This is a genomic window from Caldisericia bacterium (assembly GCA_030018355.1).
Classification (GTDB): Bacteria; Caldisericota; Caldisericia; order B22-G15; family B22-G15; genus JAAYUH01.
Map to the genome: position 1 here is coordinate 1 of JASEFN010000001.1, position 15235 is coordinate 15235.

The following is a 15235-nucleotide window of genomic DNA, read 5'->3' on the forward strand; positions in this document are numbered from 1 at the left end:
ATTCCTTCTTTTAATCTTTTTGTGTATGATGACGATATTCTCTTGTAATACCAAGAACCAATCTCTCTATCAACAAATTCTGACTCTCTAACAATTCTATATCTATATCCTAAATTTTTAAATAAATAGAAAAATGCTTGAAAACCTGCGTTTTCAATTTCTCTTCTATCTTTATAATCCTTAATATAATAATTTATGTAATCTCTTAAAGATTTATTTAAGTAAAAAACAACTTCCTTCAAAAGATCCTTTTTGGTTTTGAAATATAGGTAAATTGTGCCAACTCCAATATTTGAGGCTCTTGCTATCTGTGATATGTGAGTTTTTGAATATCCTCTCTTTCCAAAAAGTTTTTCAGAAACTTTTAAAATCTTTTCTTTTGTTCTATCTCCCCTTTTTTCTTTCTCTTTTTCTTTTATCTCTTTATATTTTTTCTCTTCTATTAAGTATGGATAAAAGTCGCCTTTTTTGTCAATTCCATATTTTATAAAATCTAAAAGAGAATATATCTCTTCAGAGGTTAAATCTTTATTTTCCCAAATAAGGTGATTAATTATAATAAAGTAAAAGGAACCAAGGATTGAATAAGAAAGAGCCTCGCAATCACACTCTTTGATTTTCTCATTAAAAATTTCAGAAAGAATTTTAACTAATTCTTTATAGTAATATTTTGTTAAAGAAAGGTTAACAAATTCTGCTTCTCTAAAGATATCATAAATTTCTCTATTTTCTTTTATAAAATCAATATATTCAATAACAAATCTTTCAATCTTCTCAATTGTTTTTTTTCTCTCTCTTATCTTCTCTTTTATTCTTTCAATTAATCTACTTTCAAAATCTTTTATTATAAAATTAAACAAATCTTTTTTATTTTTGAAATATCTATAAACTGATGAGTTTTTTAATCCAAGTGATTCTGCAATTTTTTTTATGGAACTTTCACTATAACCAAATTCTCTAAAAATTTTAATTGCAGTATCAATAATTTTTTTCCTTGTCTCTTCTCCTTTTTTTGAAATTGAGCTCCTATTCATTATGAAATTTTAAACTCTCCCTTAATTTATAAATAATTTCTGAAAGCCCTCTTGGTAGGAAAAGAACAACAAGAATAACTGCAATTCCAAAGAATACATTAGATAACATCTCAAATCTCGAGCCTATTACGAGAGGAAGAATAATCCACATAAATGCACCTAAAATTGGACCCCAGAGAGTTGCAATTCCACCAATTATTATTATTGCAAGAAGTTCAACAGAAAGGGCAAGACCAAAATTCATTGGATGAAGATAAGAAATTGTATGGGCATATAAAACTCCAGAAAGACCCGCAAAAGAAGAAGATAGAACAAAAGCAAGGAGTTTTGCTTTTGTAATATTAACTCCAACAGTTAAAGCACCATATTCAGAATCTCTCATCGCAATTAATGACTTACCACTCCTACTTTTAACAAAGTTCCTTGATATGAATATTATAACTAAAAATAGGGCAAGAATTAAATAAAACCTTGAGGTGTTTGAGGCAAATTCATATCCAAAAATTTTAATTGATGGAATATTTCTTAAACCATGATCTCCACCTGTAATTTTCAATCTTTTAATTATATCTTGAACTACACTTCCAAGTGCCATTGTTGCTATTGCGAGATAAAAACCTTTAAGTCTTAGAGATGGAAAACCAATTATTAAACCAAAGAGTGCTGATAATAAAATTCCACAAATCATAGCAAGAATAAATGGGTAATTATAATTCATAACAAGAATTGCTGATGTATAACCACCAATTGCCATAAATGCAGCATGACCCAAAGAAATTTGACCAGCTATTCCCAAAAGCAAATTGAGTCCTTGTGCAGAAATTCCTAAAATTAAAACAATATTAAAGTAACCTATAAGAGAAGGTCTTGTCTTAAAAATTAGGGGTAAAAATAAAACAAAAATTAAAAAAATATAAGGTAAATATTTTTTCATATTATGCTCTCCTTATCTCTCTTTTTCCAAATATTCCACTTGGTAAGAAAAGAAGAACAAAAACAATTAAAATTAATGAGAAACTATCTTTAATTTGTGGTATATAAAAAGCAACAAGATTTTCAATTAAGCCAAGTAAAAATCCTCCAAAAACTGCACCTACAATTGAATTCATTCCACCCAAAACTGCTGCCATAAAACCTTTAAGTTGAATTACAATCATAAATGTTGGCTCAAGAGAAAGACGAGGAGCAACAAGCATTCCAGAGAGACCTGCAATTGCAAATGCAGATGACCAGATAAAAAGATAAATTGAGTTAATAGGAATACCAAGAATTTTTGCCCCATATTCATCTTGGGATAAACTTCTTGCTGCAATTCCAATTTTTGTTTTATATAAGATTATAAAGAAAATAAGTAACACAAAGATTGAAACAATAAAAGTAAAAATATCTTGTCTATCTAAAATAACTCCACTTATATTTACTGGTGGACCTGAAACTGCTTTTGGAAATAACATTGGAATTGTTCCAAAAAAGTATCCTATAAATCCTTCAAAAATCATTGTTAATGCAAGAGTTATCATAACCATTCCAATATGCGAAACTTTCCTTGCTCTACTCATCAAAAATTTTTCAAGAGTGATTCCGAATACAAGACCAAGAAGAATTGTCATAACCATAACAAAAGGATATGGTAAATTTCTTAAAAGAAGGAAAAAGGCAAAATATGCAAGAAGCATTCCCATATCACCTTGAGCAAAATTCATAACATTTGTTGTTGAGAGAATTAAAACTATTCCCATACTTGTTAAACTATATATTGAACCATTCACAAGTCCTCTTAATATTAAGTTCAGAAGAACCATTTTTACCTCCCTAAATAAAGTTTTTTAACTTCTTCTTTATCTTTAAGTTCTTTGCTTTCACCAGAAAGAATTATTACTCCATTCATTAAAACATATGCTCTATCAGAAATTGCTAGTGCTTTTTTTGCATTTTGCTCAACAAGAAGAACAGAAAGTCCTTCTTTTTTTGAAAGATCATAAAGAATATTAAATATATTTGTTATTATAATTGGAGCAAGACCCAAAGATGGTTCATCTAAAAGAAGAATTTTAGGTTTTGACATAAGACCTCTTCCAATTGCAAGCATCTGTTGCTCTCCACCAGAAAGTGAACCTGCTTTTTGATTAATTCTCTCTTTTAATATTGGAAAAGTAAGAAAAACATAATCAAGTTGATTTTTTATCTCTTTTTGATTTAAAAAGTATCCTCCTAAAAGAAGGTTCTCTTTAACTGTTAAATCAGGAAAAATATGTCTTCCTTCAGGAACATGAATTATTCCATGTTTTACAATAATAGAAGGATCAAGACCATTTATCACTTTTCCATCAAAAGTTATGACTCCGCTATTTGGTTTTAAAATTCCAGAAATTGTTTTTAAAATGGTTGTCTTTCCAGCACCATTTGATCCTAAAATTGAAACTATTTCTCTTTCTTTTATCTCAAAACTAACACCATGAATTGCCTCAATTGGACCATATGATACATGCAAATTCTCTACTTTAAGCATTTATCCCTCCCCCAAATATGCTTCAATAACTTTTTTATCATTTGATACAAAATCTGGTGGTCCTTCACTTATTTTGTTTCCAAAACTCATAACTGTTATAACAGTTGAAATATCCATAATTAACTCCATATCATGTTCAACAATTAAAATTGTGTATCCTAAATCTCTTAATTTCTTTAAAATTTCCATCAAATTAATTTTCTCTTCTTTTGTTAAACCTGCTGCTGGTTCATCAAGAAGAAGAAGTTTTGGTTCACTAATTAATGCTCTACCAAGTTCCACTAATTTTTGAATTCCATATGGTAAAAAGATTGGATATGAGTTTTGATAGTATGTAATATTAAGTAAGTTTGTAATTTCAAAAACTTTATTTTTAACGTCTTTACTTTTTAAAACATCAAAGCCAAAAATATCTTTAAAAAAGTTACTCTTAAGTTTTGTATATAAACCAAGAGCGATGTTATCATAAACAGTTAGAGTTGGAAAAAGAGAAAGGTTTTGATAGGTTCTTGATATTCCAAGATAATTTAATTTATATGTTGGAAAGTTTTTTAAATTTTTATCTAAAAACATAATTTTGCCTTTATATGGAACAAAATTATAGATTGCATTAAAAACTGTAGTTTTACCCGCACCGTTTGGACCTATTAATCCATGAATTTCACCTTCTTTAACCTCCATACTAAAATTATTAACAGCGACTAATTTTCCAAACTCAACAGTAAGATTTTCAATTTTAAGCAAGTTAACCTCACACTCCTTTCATAAAAAGGTAAGGGGACTCCAAAATTTTGGAGTCCCCTTTAAACTCTTTTAACTCACTTTTATGGTTTTTGGTAAACTGAAATCCAATCAGAAACTTTAATTAGTTGACCTTTTTCTATTCTCATAAAGAACATTGAGTATTTACCAGACCTTTCATTTGGACCATAGTTTATATCTTTTGCAACATAACCACTCCATCCATAGAATGTCTCAAGAGCCCAAACAATAGCATCTCTTGTTGGATATGGACCAGCCCTTTTAAGTGCTTCAACAAAAATTTCTCCTGCAACAAATCCTGCAACTGCATATGAGAAGAGGAGTGGGTTATCTTTCGGATAATACTTTAACCAAACTTCGTAAAACTTTTTAACACCTGGATCGTTTGGATTTGAAAAATCAACCCATCCTGTTACATAAACTCCTTCTGCTGCTTCTCCTGCTGCTGCATATATTCCTGAATGAGGATATGGTAAGAATATTTTTTGAGTTAAACCAAGAGACTTTGCTGTTTTCAAAACATTTGCAACATTTGCAGAACTTGTTGGCTCATATAAAATTAGAGCATCTGCTCCACTATCTTTTACTTTAAGTAAGTAAGATGTGAAATCTGTCTCAGTTCCTGGAAATGGTGTTTTAAGAACAAGTTGTCCACCAAATCTTTCAATTCCCTTCTCAACTCCTTTTCTTCCTTCATTTCCTGCATCATCATCTCTATAGAGAAGCGCAATTTTATTCATCTTTAACTCTTCTACAATATACTTAACAAAAATTTGCCCTTCATTAATATAGTTTGGTTGAACTGCAAAAACATATTTCTTTGGAGGTATTGCAAGAAGAGATGATCCTGAACCTTGATAAACAAATGGAACACCATTTTGATTTAAATAGTCCATTACAGCAAGACACCCTGGTGTTCCAAGTCCTGCAACTATTGCAAAAACTTTATCCTCTTCAACCATCTTTTTAACACCAGTAACTGTTAATGCTGGGTTAAATTGATCATCAAAAGTTATAACTTTTATCTTTCTTCCATAAACACCACCTTGATCATTTATATAGTTTATATACGCTTGGAATCCATGGTTAAATGGAACACCAATAATTGCAACTGGACCAGTAAGTGCTGCAAATGTCCCAATTTTTATCTCATCTTGCGATACTCCAGGAACAGTATATTTTGCTTTACTTCTTATATAAACAAGTTTTCTCTGTGGTTCCCAATAAACAGAAAGACCAAGTGCTTCAGAGATGAATCTAATTGGAACCATTGTTCTTCCAGACTTAATATATGGTGCTGCCTCAAGTGAATAAGATTTTCCATCAATTGTTGCTATTGTTGAGCCAATTCTTAGTTTTATAACTTTTCCTTCTTGTTTTATAGTAACTTCTTTTAAAACACCATCCCACCCTACCTCTGCACCAAATGTTTCAGCCACAAGTCTTAATGGAACAAATGTTCTTCCAGCAACAATTTCAGGAGCAACATCCATTTGAAGTTGCATTCCATTTAAAACATAACTCTTAAGCCCAACAGTTAAAACAAGGAAAAATTCTTTTTGTGCCCTTGCTTTTGGTGTTAAAACTACACTAAGGAGAAGAGTTAAAATTAAAGAAAATAAAATTAATTTTTTCATTTAAAACCTCCTTTTTAATAAAAAAATTTTTAAAATTAAATGGTGAGACCACCATCAACACTTAAAATTGCCCCTGTAATGAAAGATGCATCATCAGAGGCTAAAAAACATATTGCTTTTGCAACTTCAACCGCTTCACCCATTCTTCCAAGAGGTGTCTTTGAGATCATAAATTCAATAACTTTTTCTGGCACCTTTTCAGTCATTGGAGTTTTAATAAAACCTGGCGCAACTGCATTTACTCTAATTCCCTTTTTGCCAAACTCTTTTGCCCATCCCTTTGTCATTCCAATAACTCCTGCTTTGCTTGCAATGTAATTTGTTTGCCCTACATTTCCATAAATTGCAACAACTGATGAAACATTAATAATTACTCCGCTCTCCTTTTCATACATAAAAGGAATAACAGATTTTGTAAGGTTAAATGTTCCTGTAAGATTAACTGCTATTACCTTATCCCAATCTTCTTTTGTCATTTTTGTAAGAAAATTATCTCTTGTGATACCAGCATTATTAACTAATATATCGATTCTTTTATGTTTTTCATAAATCTGGTTTACAACTTCATTAACTTTTTCATAATCTGTTATGTCAACTAAATATCCTTCTGCATAATTTCCTTCATTTTTAATCTCATTAAGAGTTTTATTCAGTTCTTCTTCATTCACATCAAAAATGATTACCTTTGCACCTTCTTTTGCAAAAAGTAATGCACACTCTTTTCCTATTCCTCTTGCTCCACCTGTAATTATTGCAACTTTATCTTTAAACCTCATTTACTCTCCTCCTTATAACCACCTCATAAAATAAACAGCCATTGCGTATCCACCACCAGAAGCACACATAACAACAAGATCACCTTTTTTAATTTTGTTATTCATAAGGGCATCATGAAGTGCCATAGGAATACATGCTGAACCTGTATAACCAAATTTATCCATCACCATATGTGTCTTCTCCAAAGGAAGATTCAGCACCTTCATAACATCTTCAATTGTTACTCTTCTCACTTGAGTGAAAAGAAGAAAATTAATGTCCTCTACCTTATACCCTCCTTTCTCAACAACTTCTTTTATTAATTTTGGCCACATCTCAAAATTTACATCTGGATATTTTTTGTTATATCTTACAAAATGTCTTCCAGTTCTAATATATTCTGGAGTTGGAACTGCTTGTGATCCTAAATATAAACCAAGATAATCCCAATATGTACCATCTGCAAAAAGTTTTGATGAGATAAACCCTTTTTCTTGAGATTCAATTTTTTCTAAAATTACCGCTCCTGCTCCATCTGAAAACATTGGTGCAGTTATTTTGTCATCCCAATTTAAAAATTTTGTCATAGCATAGGTTCCAATAACCATTGCTCTTTTCATCTTTTCTTCTGTAAGAAGATATCTTGTTGCAATATCAAGTGCTGTAACAAAAGCAGCACATGCACAATTCACATCAAAAGTCGCAGCATTTTTAAGTCCAAGTTTTGCTTGAACTATTGAGGATGTTGCTGGAGAAAAGAAATCTGGAGTATCGGTTGCAACAATCAAAAGATCTATATCTAATGGAGAAAGATTTCCATTTTTAAGCGCTTCTTCACCTGCTTTTTTTGCAAGATCTGAGGCTCCCTCCCAAGATTCAGATATTTTTTTGACATAAATTCCTAATTTTTCTACCATCCAATCTCTTGTTTCTTTTCCATACATCTCTTCAATTTTTTTATCTGTTAAAGTGAAAGGTGGTGAATAGATACCTGTTGATAAAATTCTTGTGGTTATCATATTACCTCCCTAATAAAAAATTTTTAACAACCTCATTAAATTCTTCTGCTTTCTCAATAAAACAGAGATGACCAGCATCTTTTATTATGTGAAGTTTTGAATTTTTTAAACTATTTTTTAAATTAATTCCATTTTGTTTTGGCACAATTTTATCTTTTTCTCCAATAATTACTAAAACTTCATTTTCAATCTCATGGACCTCTTTTTCCATATTAAAACTTGCACCAGATGTTACTTGACCTTGATAAGCATATGGAGGTTGAGGAGTTTCAAGAAGGGAATTTACAATCTCTTCAATCAACTCTCTTTTCTCTTTTATAAACTTTTCTGTAAAACCAAGAGAAAGAGAATTAAATCCTTTTTCAAATGGAGTTTTTCCACCTCCTCCTGTCAACATGACATTTAAAACTTCCATAGATGGTGGAATGTAGTTTGGACCTCCATAAGCAGTGTTAACTAAAACTCCTTTATTTATCTCTTTTCCATATTTGTGTAAAACTTTTAAAGCAACAAATCCACCAAGAGAAACACCAAGAATATTTGGTTTATCCAATTTTAATCCTCTTATTAGCCCAATTGTATCATCTGCGAAAATATCTACTGAATAGCCTGAAATTGGTTTATCAGATTTACCATTTCCCCTTAAATCAAATACAACAACTTTGAAGTAATTTTTTAAATATTCAATTTGATATTTCCACATGAAAATATTTTGTGCAAGACCCTCAATTAAAACAAGAGGTGCTCCTTCTCCATAAATCTCATAATAAAGATTCACATCATTAACTTTAAAGAACCCCAAATCTACTCCCTCCTTTCATAAAATGATATTTTTTCAAGAAAACCTAAAACAACAGTTTTTATCTCCTCTTGTTTCTCAACTGTAATTGCGTGACCTGAATCTCCTACTATTAAAAGTTCACTTTGAGGAATATTTTTTTGAATTATTTTTGAAAATTTAATTGGTTTAAGAGTATCAAATTCCCCTGCAACAACAAGAGTTGGAACAGAGATGTTTTTTAACTTTGGTGTTAATGGATTTTTATAAAGGTTAAGGAATGATTCCATAAGTTTAATTGAAGCATCATAATCAAAATTAAATAATGACTCTTTAAGTTTTTGCCTTAATATATTCTCATATTTTTCTAAAAAATCCTTTGAATAGACATCTTTTATCCAAGAGTTAATAAAAGATTCAACATTTTTAGTTTTCGCTCCTTCAATCCACCTTTCAATCTTTTCTTTTAACTCATCATCAACTTCACTAACTGATGAGATTATAATTAGAGATTTAACTCTATCAGGAAAAAGAGTTGTAAAACAAAGTGCAACTTCACCACCATAAGAAATACCAACTAAATTAATCTTTTCAATTTGAAGTGAATTTAATAACTCAAAAAAATCTTTTGAATGAAGTTCAAGTGAGTAAGAATCTCCTTCTTTTCCTGAATTCCATTGTCCTCTAAAATCGTGAAGTAAAACTTTATATTTTTTTGAAAAAGTGGGAACAAATTGAGAAAAACTTGATGTTGACATGAAAATGCCATTTAGTAAGGCGAGTGGCTCCACTTCACCATAAAGTTCATAATAAATTTTTGTATCATTAATATTCAAATACCCCATTTTTAACACCTGATTCAAGTATAATTTTATACCTGAATCATATGTAATTTTATACAAATATCTCAACTTTGTCAAGTGGAATGTTAAATAAAAAGGTCAGGCATTTATAAAAAATTTTATTTTGCCTGACCCTTAAATAAAAGAAATATTTAAAATTAAATTATAATTTTTCTTATTTATTCATATTAAGAAAATCAAGCATGGATTTTCTATAAGTTTCATATGCAGAGAGTCCTTTAGGTGTTAGTCGACATATTGTTAATGGGAGTCTACCACGAAAAGTTTTTTCTATTTCAATATATCCTGCTTTCTCAAGTTTAGTAAGATGAACTGAAAGGTTGCCACGAGTTAGTTGAGTAGCATGTAATAAAAAAACAAAGTCAGCCTCTTTAACTATAGATAATATTGACATAATTGCTAAGCGTGCGGGTGAGTGAATAACTTCGTCAATATTTGGTATTTTAGGTAAAGAATTTTTATTCATAATATTTACCTTTAATTAACAGAATACTTGTTCAAATATCTAATAAGAGTAATCAATCCACCAATTATCATTGAAATACCTGTTATTGCAAACATCACTTCAACTGAGATTATATACAAACCACTTATTACACCAATGATTGCATAGATTAGATAACGAATATTTTTTTGAGAATATGAAATAATTAATAAAAAGATTGCAAAAAAGAATGGCAACAGAATAGTGTAAAATTTTTTCAAACCTTCAATTCCTCTTGTAGATAAAATAAAAATTACAATTAAAATAAGTAAAATTGCAACAAAAAAAACTATATAAAATTCTTAATGATAACTCTTTAGGAGTTGGTTTTTTATAAACAACATAACCTGTTCGAGGATAAGTAAAATAAAATTTAATTTTATCAATAATGATACGACCAAATGCAATTAAAAATAATAAGGAGATATTTCTAAAAATTAATATTAAAGAAAACCCAAATTTGGTATATAACATAGTTAGTATTGTATAGAGAATTAAACAGAATCCAATATACAAATCTGGCACACCATCAATTGTCCAATATTGAAAAGTTTTCTTTTTAACTTCATTAATTGATTCATTCATTGTAGACCTCCTAAAATAATTGTTTATTTTTTAAACTAGTTTATATTATATATTAGTTTGAAATATTTGTCAAGAAATAAAAAAAATTTGGGGTCAGATCTATTAAAATTGCTTTTTAAAAATTAATTATTGAAAGATCTGACCCCATAATATAAATTACCTATTTAATTCTTCTCTTAAAAGGGTTATTGCTTCTTTTAGTTCTAAAATTGCTTCTTTTAATTTATCCATCTTTCCATTATTTCTTATTAAAAGATAGGTTGCAACAACTATTGGAAATCCAACCTGTCCAATTAGTCTTAATAAATCTTCAATTGTTAATTCCAAAGAGCCTCACCTCCTTTTTAAAAGGTGAGTAGGAGGTTACCTCCCACTCACCTTGAAATCTTCTTATGGAATTAAGTCGTTGAAGTTTCTTTCAACTATTCCACCATCTCTAACACTTACAAGTTCGCCATATCTTGTTAAGAAAATGTTTTGTTGAATTATCCAGTTCATAAAGTCTTGAATCTGCTCACTGGTAATATTATCTTTTGGATTATTGAATCTCATAATGAAACTTCTTCCTTCAGTTTCAGTGTTAAATACAAGGACAAGTTGCTTATCCATAAATTTCACCTCCTTTCATTTTCAAAGTGCTTAAAAAAATAAAGATTAACCGTATCTTTTTCTAACAATTCTAAAAGAAGTATAGAGAGGATCATTAATTAATTGAGAAAGCCTTGTTACAAACTCTTCAACTTGAGCATCTGTAGCAGTTGGTTTAAGGAAATTCTGAGTTTCACTTCTTGTGTTTCCCTCTGTCCCAAAAACAATTCTTATTGAATGTCTTTCATCTATTACTGCCATTAATTCTCACCTCCTTTCTTAATTTCAATTTCATAAAAATTCTTTAGAATCTGGGCAAGTGTTCCTAAATCAACAATTTCAGTTGGTTTATGGTCATTCTTTATCCAATTTTTCTCTTTTATAAATTTAATTGCCTCTTCTCTCCAACTGCTATTCAAATTTGATTGAACTCTTTCTTTAAGTTCTTCAAATGGAAAATTTCTTCCTGGACAATTTGTTGGAACTATATCACAATGTCTTAAAATTCTTTTTACTGGAATAGAAAAATCTTTTGCAAGTTCTGTTATCTTTAAAACTCCTAATTCAAATTGCTTTCTGTCAAGAATTTCTAAATCAAAGTTTCCGAAGAAACAAATTGCAAGACTTCTAAAATTTATATAATCATCACCTGAATGAAATGCTGGAAGAGAAATTGGGTTTCCATTAAATATTCTTAAATCTTTTGTTATTGCAAAGTGATAATCTGCAATGTACCATGGGTATCTACTTTTATATTTTGCTTGGTGATTTCTTTTTATTGATTCCCAAACAATGTATGGATCGTTTTCACCATTTTTTATACCAGAGTGATGTACAACAATGTATTCAATTTTCAAAGTTCTTTCAACTCCTTTACACTTTTAACAAGATTAAGTAATCTCTCAATATCCTCCTTCTCTTTTTTCTCCAAAATCTCTAATTTCCTTAAAATTTTTACCTTGTTTCTCTCACCCAAAACTCTTGCTAAAATTTCATAAATTATTTCTGTATCTTTCAAAAAATCACCTCCTTAAATTATATCAATCTGTTTACATATATTATATCAATTACTTTTCATTTGTCAAGAGATTGATAGAAAATATAGAAACAATTTGATATAATTAATATAAGGAGGCTAAAGTTGAACATTGGAGAAAGATTTAAAAAATTAAGAGAAGAACTGGGTTTAAGTCAAGAAGAGTTTGGAGAAAGATTAGGAGTTACTCGTCAAGCAATTTATCAGATTGAAAAGGGTCTTCGTACTCCTGGAATAAAATTTATTGTTAAAGCATCAGAAATCTTTAATGTACCAATATCATATTTTCTTGATGAAGATTCTCTTGTTATAACAAGAGATGAGAAATATTATCTTTTTAGTATTATAAAATCTTTAAATGAAGAAGAAAGAAAAAAAGTATTAGATTTTCTTTATAAAATGAAAGGGATTCCAGTTAAAAAGATACCAGTAATAGGTTTTGTTAGAGCAGGAGAACCTCTTCAAATTGAAAGAGAAGGAGAACCAATTAAATATCTTGAACTTCCATATGATGAAACAAAAAATGTTGAGTATGCTTTAATTGTTAAGGGAAATAGTATGATTGATGCAAAAATATATGAAGGAGATTATCTTCTTGTTAATGAAAAACTACAATGGGAGAATAATAGTTTAGTTGTTGCAATTATTAATGGAAAAGCAACATTAAAAAGACTTGTTTTTGAAGGCGGTAAATGGAAATTAAAACCAGCAAATAAAGATTATCCAGAAATTGAATTAAATGAGCATGATGATATTAAGATAATTAAAGTTGTTAAAACATGGAGATAAATAAAGATTAAATTACTTTTGCAATCTCATCAAAACTTTTTCTTGCTGGCCTTTCTAATTCTTGTGATTTCTGTTTGTCAGTTAAAATGTCTCTAATCTCTTCTCTTTTTTTACCAAAAACAACTAAAGTGATAACTGTATATTCATTAGGAATACCTAAAATATCTTTCACTTTATCTTCATCATAACCTGCAATTGGATGAGCGACAAGTCCAAGTTCAGTTGCCCTTAAAAGCAAAAATCCAATAGCTAAACCAGTATCAAAAAGATAATATTCTCTTCCTTTGATATCACAATCTAACTCCTTTTTTGAATATACAACTAAGATCATCGAACTAAATTTTACCCAGTCATTATTTTTAGAAAGTGCTTCAAAAAGTTCATTTAATTTCTCTTTATTTTTTACAAAAATAAATCTCTCTGGCTGGTTATTAAAACATGATGGTGCAAGAATTGCTGAATTAAAAAGATCTTTTATTAACTCTTCACTAATTTCAATTTGATTTAATGATCTATATGCCCTTCTTTTTTCAATTGCCTCCTTAACATTCATACTATCCTCCAAAATTTAAAAAAGTCTTATTTTTTCTTTTTTTAATTTTAAAATAAGTTTAATTAAAATTCTTTTAACTTTTACTCTATCCCATTTTGAAAAATAGTATAAAGAAAGAATCAAAAAGTCAAAATTTAGTTTTAAACTTTCTGAAATTTCTTTCAATAAAATATAATTTTCAAATTTAACATTTAAATTAATTGATAATCTCGAAAATCTTATGTAATTTCTTAAAAATATATCTAAAATTTCTCTTTCTTTCTCTTTTAAATTTAAATAAAAATCAATAAATCTATTTAATTCATCAACATTCAAGTGGTTTAGAAATTTTAAAATAAGATCTCTTCTTCCTTTGATAAATGGATTTGGGTTGATAATATTAAAAACAAAATAGATGAATTCTAAGTTTGTCTTTAGGTATTCCTTCAACTTATCAAAATTATTTTCATAAAGATAGAACAATTTCTTTAAAACATCTCTTCTTGAAAGAGTTTTAAAATCTTTTTCTCTATTAAATAGAGAAATATATGTTGCTATAACAAGTTTTTTTCCATAATTTAAATTTTTCTTTTCAAGAAAAGAGAGGCCTTTTTCAAAATTGTTAAATAATTTAAGTTTTATAATCTCATTAAAAATTTCTTTTGGAGTATCACTCTCAATTTCAAAACTAAATCCATTTATAAATTTCTTTAATGTTTCACCTCTAATGACTTTTGTTTTATTGTTCAAAATACTTCTAATTGTATATCTTGGAAGATTTGTTAATTTTGAAGCAAGAGTAATATTTTTTATTTTCTCTCTTAAATATTTTTTTAATTTAGTTGAATTTTCATATAAACTTTTTTCTAAATCAACCAAAAATTTCTTTGACTCTTTAAAAAGAGTTGAATATCTCTCTTTTAAATAGATATCACCATCATAATTATTTATTAATTTAGAAATTTCAAATATTCTATAATAATTGAAATTTCTTTGAATCCAAAATGAAGTGTCTAAAAGATAAAAATACATTTTTGGATCTTCATAGAAAAAGCCAAGATTATAAAGCCCTTTTTCTGAAAAATAAAGAGATTTAAAAGGTTTAATATCTTTAAGATACCATGAAATATCATTTAGACAGGTTATTATTCCTGAAGGATGTGGAATGGTTTTACCAATTTTATATCCTTTAAGATAATAATTTATCCCCTCTTCAATTTTATTCTCTTTTATTTTTTCTCTTGCTTTTCTAATCAAAAGAAAGAGTTTTGTTGATTTTGATAATTCTTTTTCTTTGCTCCAAAATCTTGATTTTGAAAGACTGCTTTTATTTGATATTAATGGATAATTTATTAAAAATTGATTTAAAATTTTTCTTATAGTTGGCGGAGCCTTTTTTAAATTTCTTTTAATTTCTCTATATAAAAATTCAAATTCCTTCTCTTTTAAAAAGTAAGAGATAACAAATTTATTTGATAACAAAAGATAAAATACAGAAATATTTTTCTTACAAAGTTTCAAACCAAGTTCAATTTCTTTTTTTGCCTTATCATATTCTCTTTTCCAAATAAATTCAAGAGATCGTAAATAGTGCCTTAAAGGTGGATCTACTTTATTTTCAAGAATAAAATTTAATAGAGGTTTTGTATAAGAACCTAAATCAAGTATTTTTTTAGATAAATAAGGTACTTTAATATTCATTATAACTAAATTTTATCATATAATATGGTAAATTACAAATTCAAAAATTTAAAATTTTTTTGTATGTTAATTTTATATTTAAAAATTTATGAATTAATGATTAAAAGTTTATGCCAAAAATTTGACAATCACTTGATATGTTTTAAATTAATAAAAAAGGAG

At 28.3% G+C, this 15235-nt stretch carries 21 protein-coding genes; 1 reads left to right on the top strand and 20 read right to left on the bottom strand.

What is annotated here, in order from left to right:
* The 18 genes from QMD25_00005 to QMD25_00090 form a co-directional block, all read right to left on the bottom strand.
* The coding region (locus QMD25_00005) for a TetR/AcrR family transcriptional regulator (GenBank protein MDI6860385.1) at positions 1-1034 on the bottom strand (1034 nt) is incomplete at its 3' end.
* Complete coding sequence (locus tag QMD25_00010; protein ID MDI6860386.1) at positions 1027-1968, bottom strand: branched-chain amino acid ABC transporter permease; 942 nt, start codon at positions 1966-1968, stop codon at positions 1027-1029. The genes QMD25_00005 and QMD25_00010, both read right to left, overlap by 8 nt.
* Position 1969: 1 nt before the next feature.
* A complete protein-coding gene (locus tag QMD25_00015) occupies positions 1970-2836 on the bottom strand; it encodes a branched-chain amino acid ABC transporter permease (GenBank protein ID MDI6860387.1) in 867 nt (288 codons plus the stop codon).
* A gap of 2 nt (positions 2837-2838) precedes the next feature.
* Positions 2839-3543 (bottom strand): ABC transporter ATP-binding protein, encoded by a 705-nt coding sequence (locus QMD25_00020; GenBank protein MDI6860388.1) that lies wholly within the window; start codon positions 3541-3543, stop codon positions 2839-2841.
* Positions 3544-4287, bottom strand: coding sequence for an ABC transporter ATP-binding protein (locus QMD25_00025; GenBank protein ID MDI6860389.1), 744 nt, complete (start codon positions 4285-4287; stop codon positions 3544-3546).
* Between the two features lie 80 nt (positions 4288-4367).
* Positions 4368-5942 (bottom strand): ABC transporter substrate-binding protein, encoded by a 1575-nt coding sequence (locus tag QMD25_00030; GenBank protein ID MDI6860390.1) that lies wholly within the window; start codon positions 5940-5942, stop codon positions 4368-4370.
* A 35-nt stretch (positions 5943-5977) separates the two neighbouring features.
* Positions 5978-6718, bottom strand: coding sequence for a 3-oxoacyl-[acyl-carrier-protein] reductase (fabG, locus tag QMD25_00035; GenBank protein MDI6860391.1), 741 nt, complete (start codon positions 6716-6718; stop codon positions 5978-5980).
* 12 nt (positions 6719-6730) lie between these two features.
* Complete coding sequence (locus tag QMD25_00040) at positions 6731-7717, bottom strand: ketoacyl-ACP synthase III (protein MDI6860392.1); 987 nt, start codon at positions 7715-7717, stop codon at positions 6731-6733.
* 1 nt (position 7718) lies between these two features.
* Positions 7719-8519 (bottom strand): alpha/beta hydrolase, encoded by an 801-nt coding sequence (locus QMD25_00045; protein ID MDI6860393.1) that lies wholly within the window; start codon positions 8517-8519, stop codon positions 7719-7721.
* A gap of 2 nt (positions 8520-8521) precedes the next feature.
* Positions 8522-9340: an alpha/beta hydrolase gene (locus tag QMD25_00050; protein MDI6860394.1), complete on the bottom strand. Its 819-nt coding sequence runs from the start codon at positions 9338-9340 to the stop codon at positions 8522-8524.
* Positions 9341-9512: 172 nt separating this feature from the next.
* The gene (locus QMD25_00055) at positions 9513-9824 is read right to left on the bottom strand and encodes a transcriptional regulator (GenBank protein MDI6860395.1); all 312 of its coding nucleotides are present in this window, start codon (positions 9822-9824) and stop codon (positions 9513-9515) included.
* An 11-nt stretch (positions 9825-9835) separates the two neighbouring features.
* Positions 9836-10063, bottom strand: a complete 228-nt coding sequence (locus QMD25_00060) for a hypothetical protein (protein ID MDI6860396.1) — start codon at positions 10061-10063, stop codon at positions 9836-9838.
* Positions 10064-10067: 4 nt separating this feature from the next.
* Complete coding sequence (locus tag QMD25_00065; GenBank protein MDI6860397.1) at positions 10068-10427, bottom strand: hypothetical protein; 360 nt, start codon at positions 10425-10427, stop codon at positions 10068-10070.
* A 156-nt stretch (positions 10428-10583) separates the two neighbouring features.
* Positions 10584-10754, bottom strand: a complete 171-nt coding sequence (locus tag QMD25_00070) for a YvrJ family protein (GenBank protein MDI6860398.1) — start codon at positions 10752-10754, stop codon at positions 10584-10586.
* A gap of 63 nt (positions 10755-10817) precedes the next feature.
* Complete coding sequence (locus QMD25_00075) at positions 10818-11036, bottom strand: DUF2922 domain-containing protein (GenBank protein MDI6860399.1); 219 nt, start codon at positions 11034-11036, stop codon at positions 10818-10820.
* 45 nt (positions 11037-11081) lie between these two features.
* Entirely contained in the window at positions 11082-11276 is a 195-nt protein-coding gene (locus QMD25_00080; GenBank protein ID MDI6860400.1) for a hypothetical protein, read from the bottom strand.
* Entirely contained in the window at positions 11276-11872 is a 597-nt protein-coding gene (locus QMD25_00085; GenBank protein ID MDI6860401.1) for a peptidoglycan recognition family protein, read from the bottom strand. The genes QMD25_00080 and QMD25_00085 overlap by 1 nt, the downstream gene beginning before the upstream one ends.
* Positions 11869-12033, bottom strand: a complete 165-nt coding sequence (locus QMD25_00090; protein ID MDI6860402.1) for a hypothetical protein — start codon at positions 12031-12033, stop codon at positions 11869-11871. The genes QMD25_00085 and QMD25_00090 overlap by 4 nt, the downstream gene beginning before the upstream one ends.
* A 123-nt stretch (positions 12034-12156) precedes the next feature.
* On the opposite strand from QMD25_00090, the gene QMD25_00095 reads away from it, so the two are divergent.
* On the top strand, positions 12157-12840 hold the full coding sequence (locus QMD25_00095) for a S24 family peptidase (protein MDI6860403.1): 684 nt from the start codon (positions 12157-12159) through the stop codon (positions 12838-12840).
* Between the two features lie 7 nt (positions 12841-12847).
* Here QMD25_00095 and QMD25_00100 read toward each other — a convergent pair whose 3' ends face one another.
* A complete protein-coding gene (locus tag QMD25_00100; protein MDI6860404.1) occupies positions 12848-13393 on the bottom strand; it encodes a nitroreductase family protein in 546 nt (181 codons plus the stop codon).
* A gap of 15 nt (positions 13394-13408) precedes the next feature.
* The gene (locus QMD25_00105; protein MDI6860405.1) at positions 13409-15073 is read right to left on the bottom strand and encodes a hypothetical protein; all 1665 of its coding nucleotides are present in this window, start codon (positions 15071-15073) and stop codon (positions 13409-13411) included.
* Positions 15074-15235 lie beyond the last annotated feature (162 nt).

Coding starts and splice junctions, on each gene's coding strand:
- QMD25_00080 (MDI6860400.1), bottom strand. CDS start 11,276: ATGGCAGTAATAGATGAAAGACATTCAATAAGAATTGTTTTTGGGACA.
- QMD25_00030 (MDI6860390.1), bottom strand. CDS start 5,942: ATGAAAAAATTAATTTTATTTTCTTTAATTTTAACTCTTCTCCTTAGT.
- QMD25_00020 (MDI6860388.1), bottom strand. CDS start 3,543: ATGCTTAAAGTAGAGAATTTGCATGTATCATATGGTCCAATTGAGGCA.
- QMD25_00100 (MDI6860404.1), bottom strand. CDS start 13,393: ATGAATGTTAAGGAGGCAATTGAAAAAAGAAGGGCATATAGATCATTA.
- fabG (MDI6860391.1), bottom strand. CDS start 6,718: ATGAGGTTTAAAGATAAAGTTGCAATAATTACAGGTGGAGCAAGAGGA.
- QMD25_00075 (MDI6860399.1), bottom strand. CDS start 11,036: ATGGATAAGCAACTTGTCCTTGTATTTAACACTGAAACTGAAGGAAGA.
- QMD25_00105 (MDI6860405.1), bottom strand. CDS start 15,073: ATGAATATTAAAGTACCTTATTTATCTAAAAAAATACTTGATTTAGGT.
- QMD25_00015 (MDI6860387.1), bottom strand. CDS start 2,836: ATGGTTCTTCTGAACTTAATATTAAGAGGACTTGTGAATGGTTCAATA.
- QMD25_00010 (MDI6860386.1), bottom strand. CDS start 1,968: ATGAAAAAATATTTACCTTATATTTTTTTAATTTTTGTTTTATTTTTA.
- QMD25_00055 (MDI6860395.1), bottom strand. CDS start 9,824: ATGAATAAAAATTCTTTACCTAAAATACCAAATATTGACGAAGTTATT.
- QMD25_00040 (MDI6860392.1), bottom strand. CDS start 7,717: ATGATAACCACAAGAATTTTATCAACAGGTATCTATTCACCACCTTTC.
- QMD25_00065 (MDI6860397.1), bottom strand. CDS start 10,427: ATGAATGAATCAATTAATGAAGTTAAAAAGAAAACTTTTCAATATTGG.
- QMD25_00050 (MDI6860394.1), bottom strand. CDS start 9,340: ATGGGGTATTTGAATATTAATGATACAAAAATTTATTATGAACTTTAT.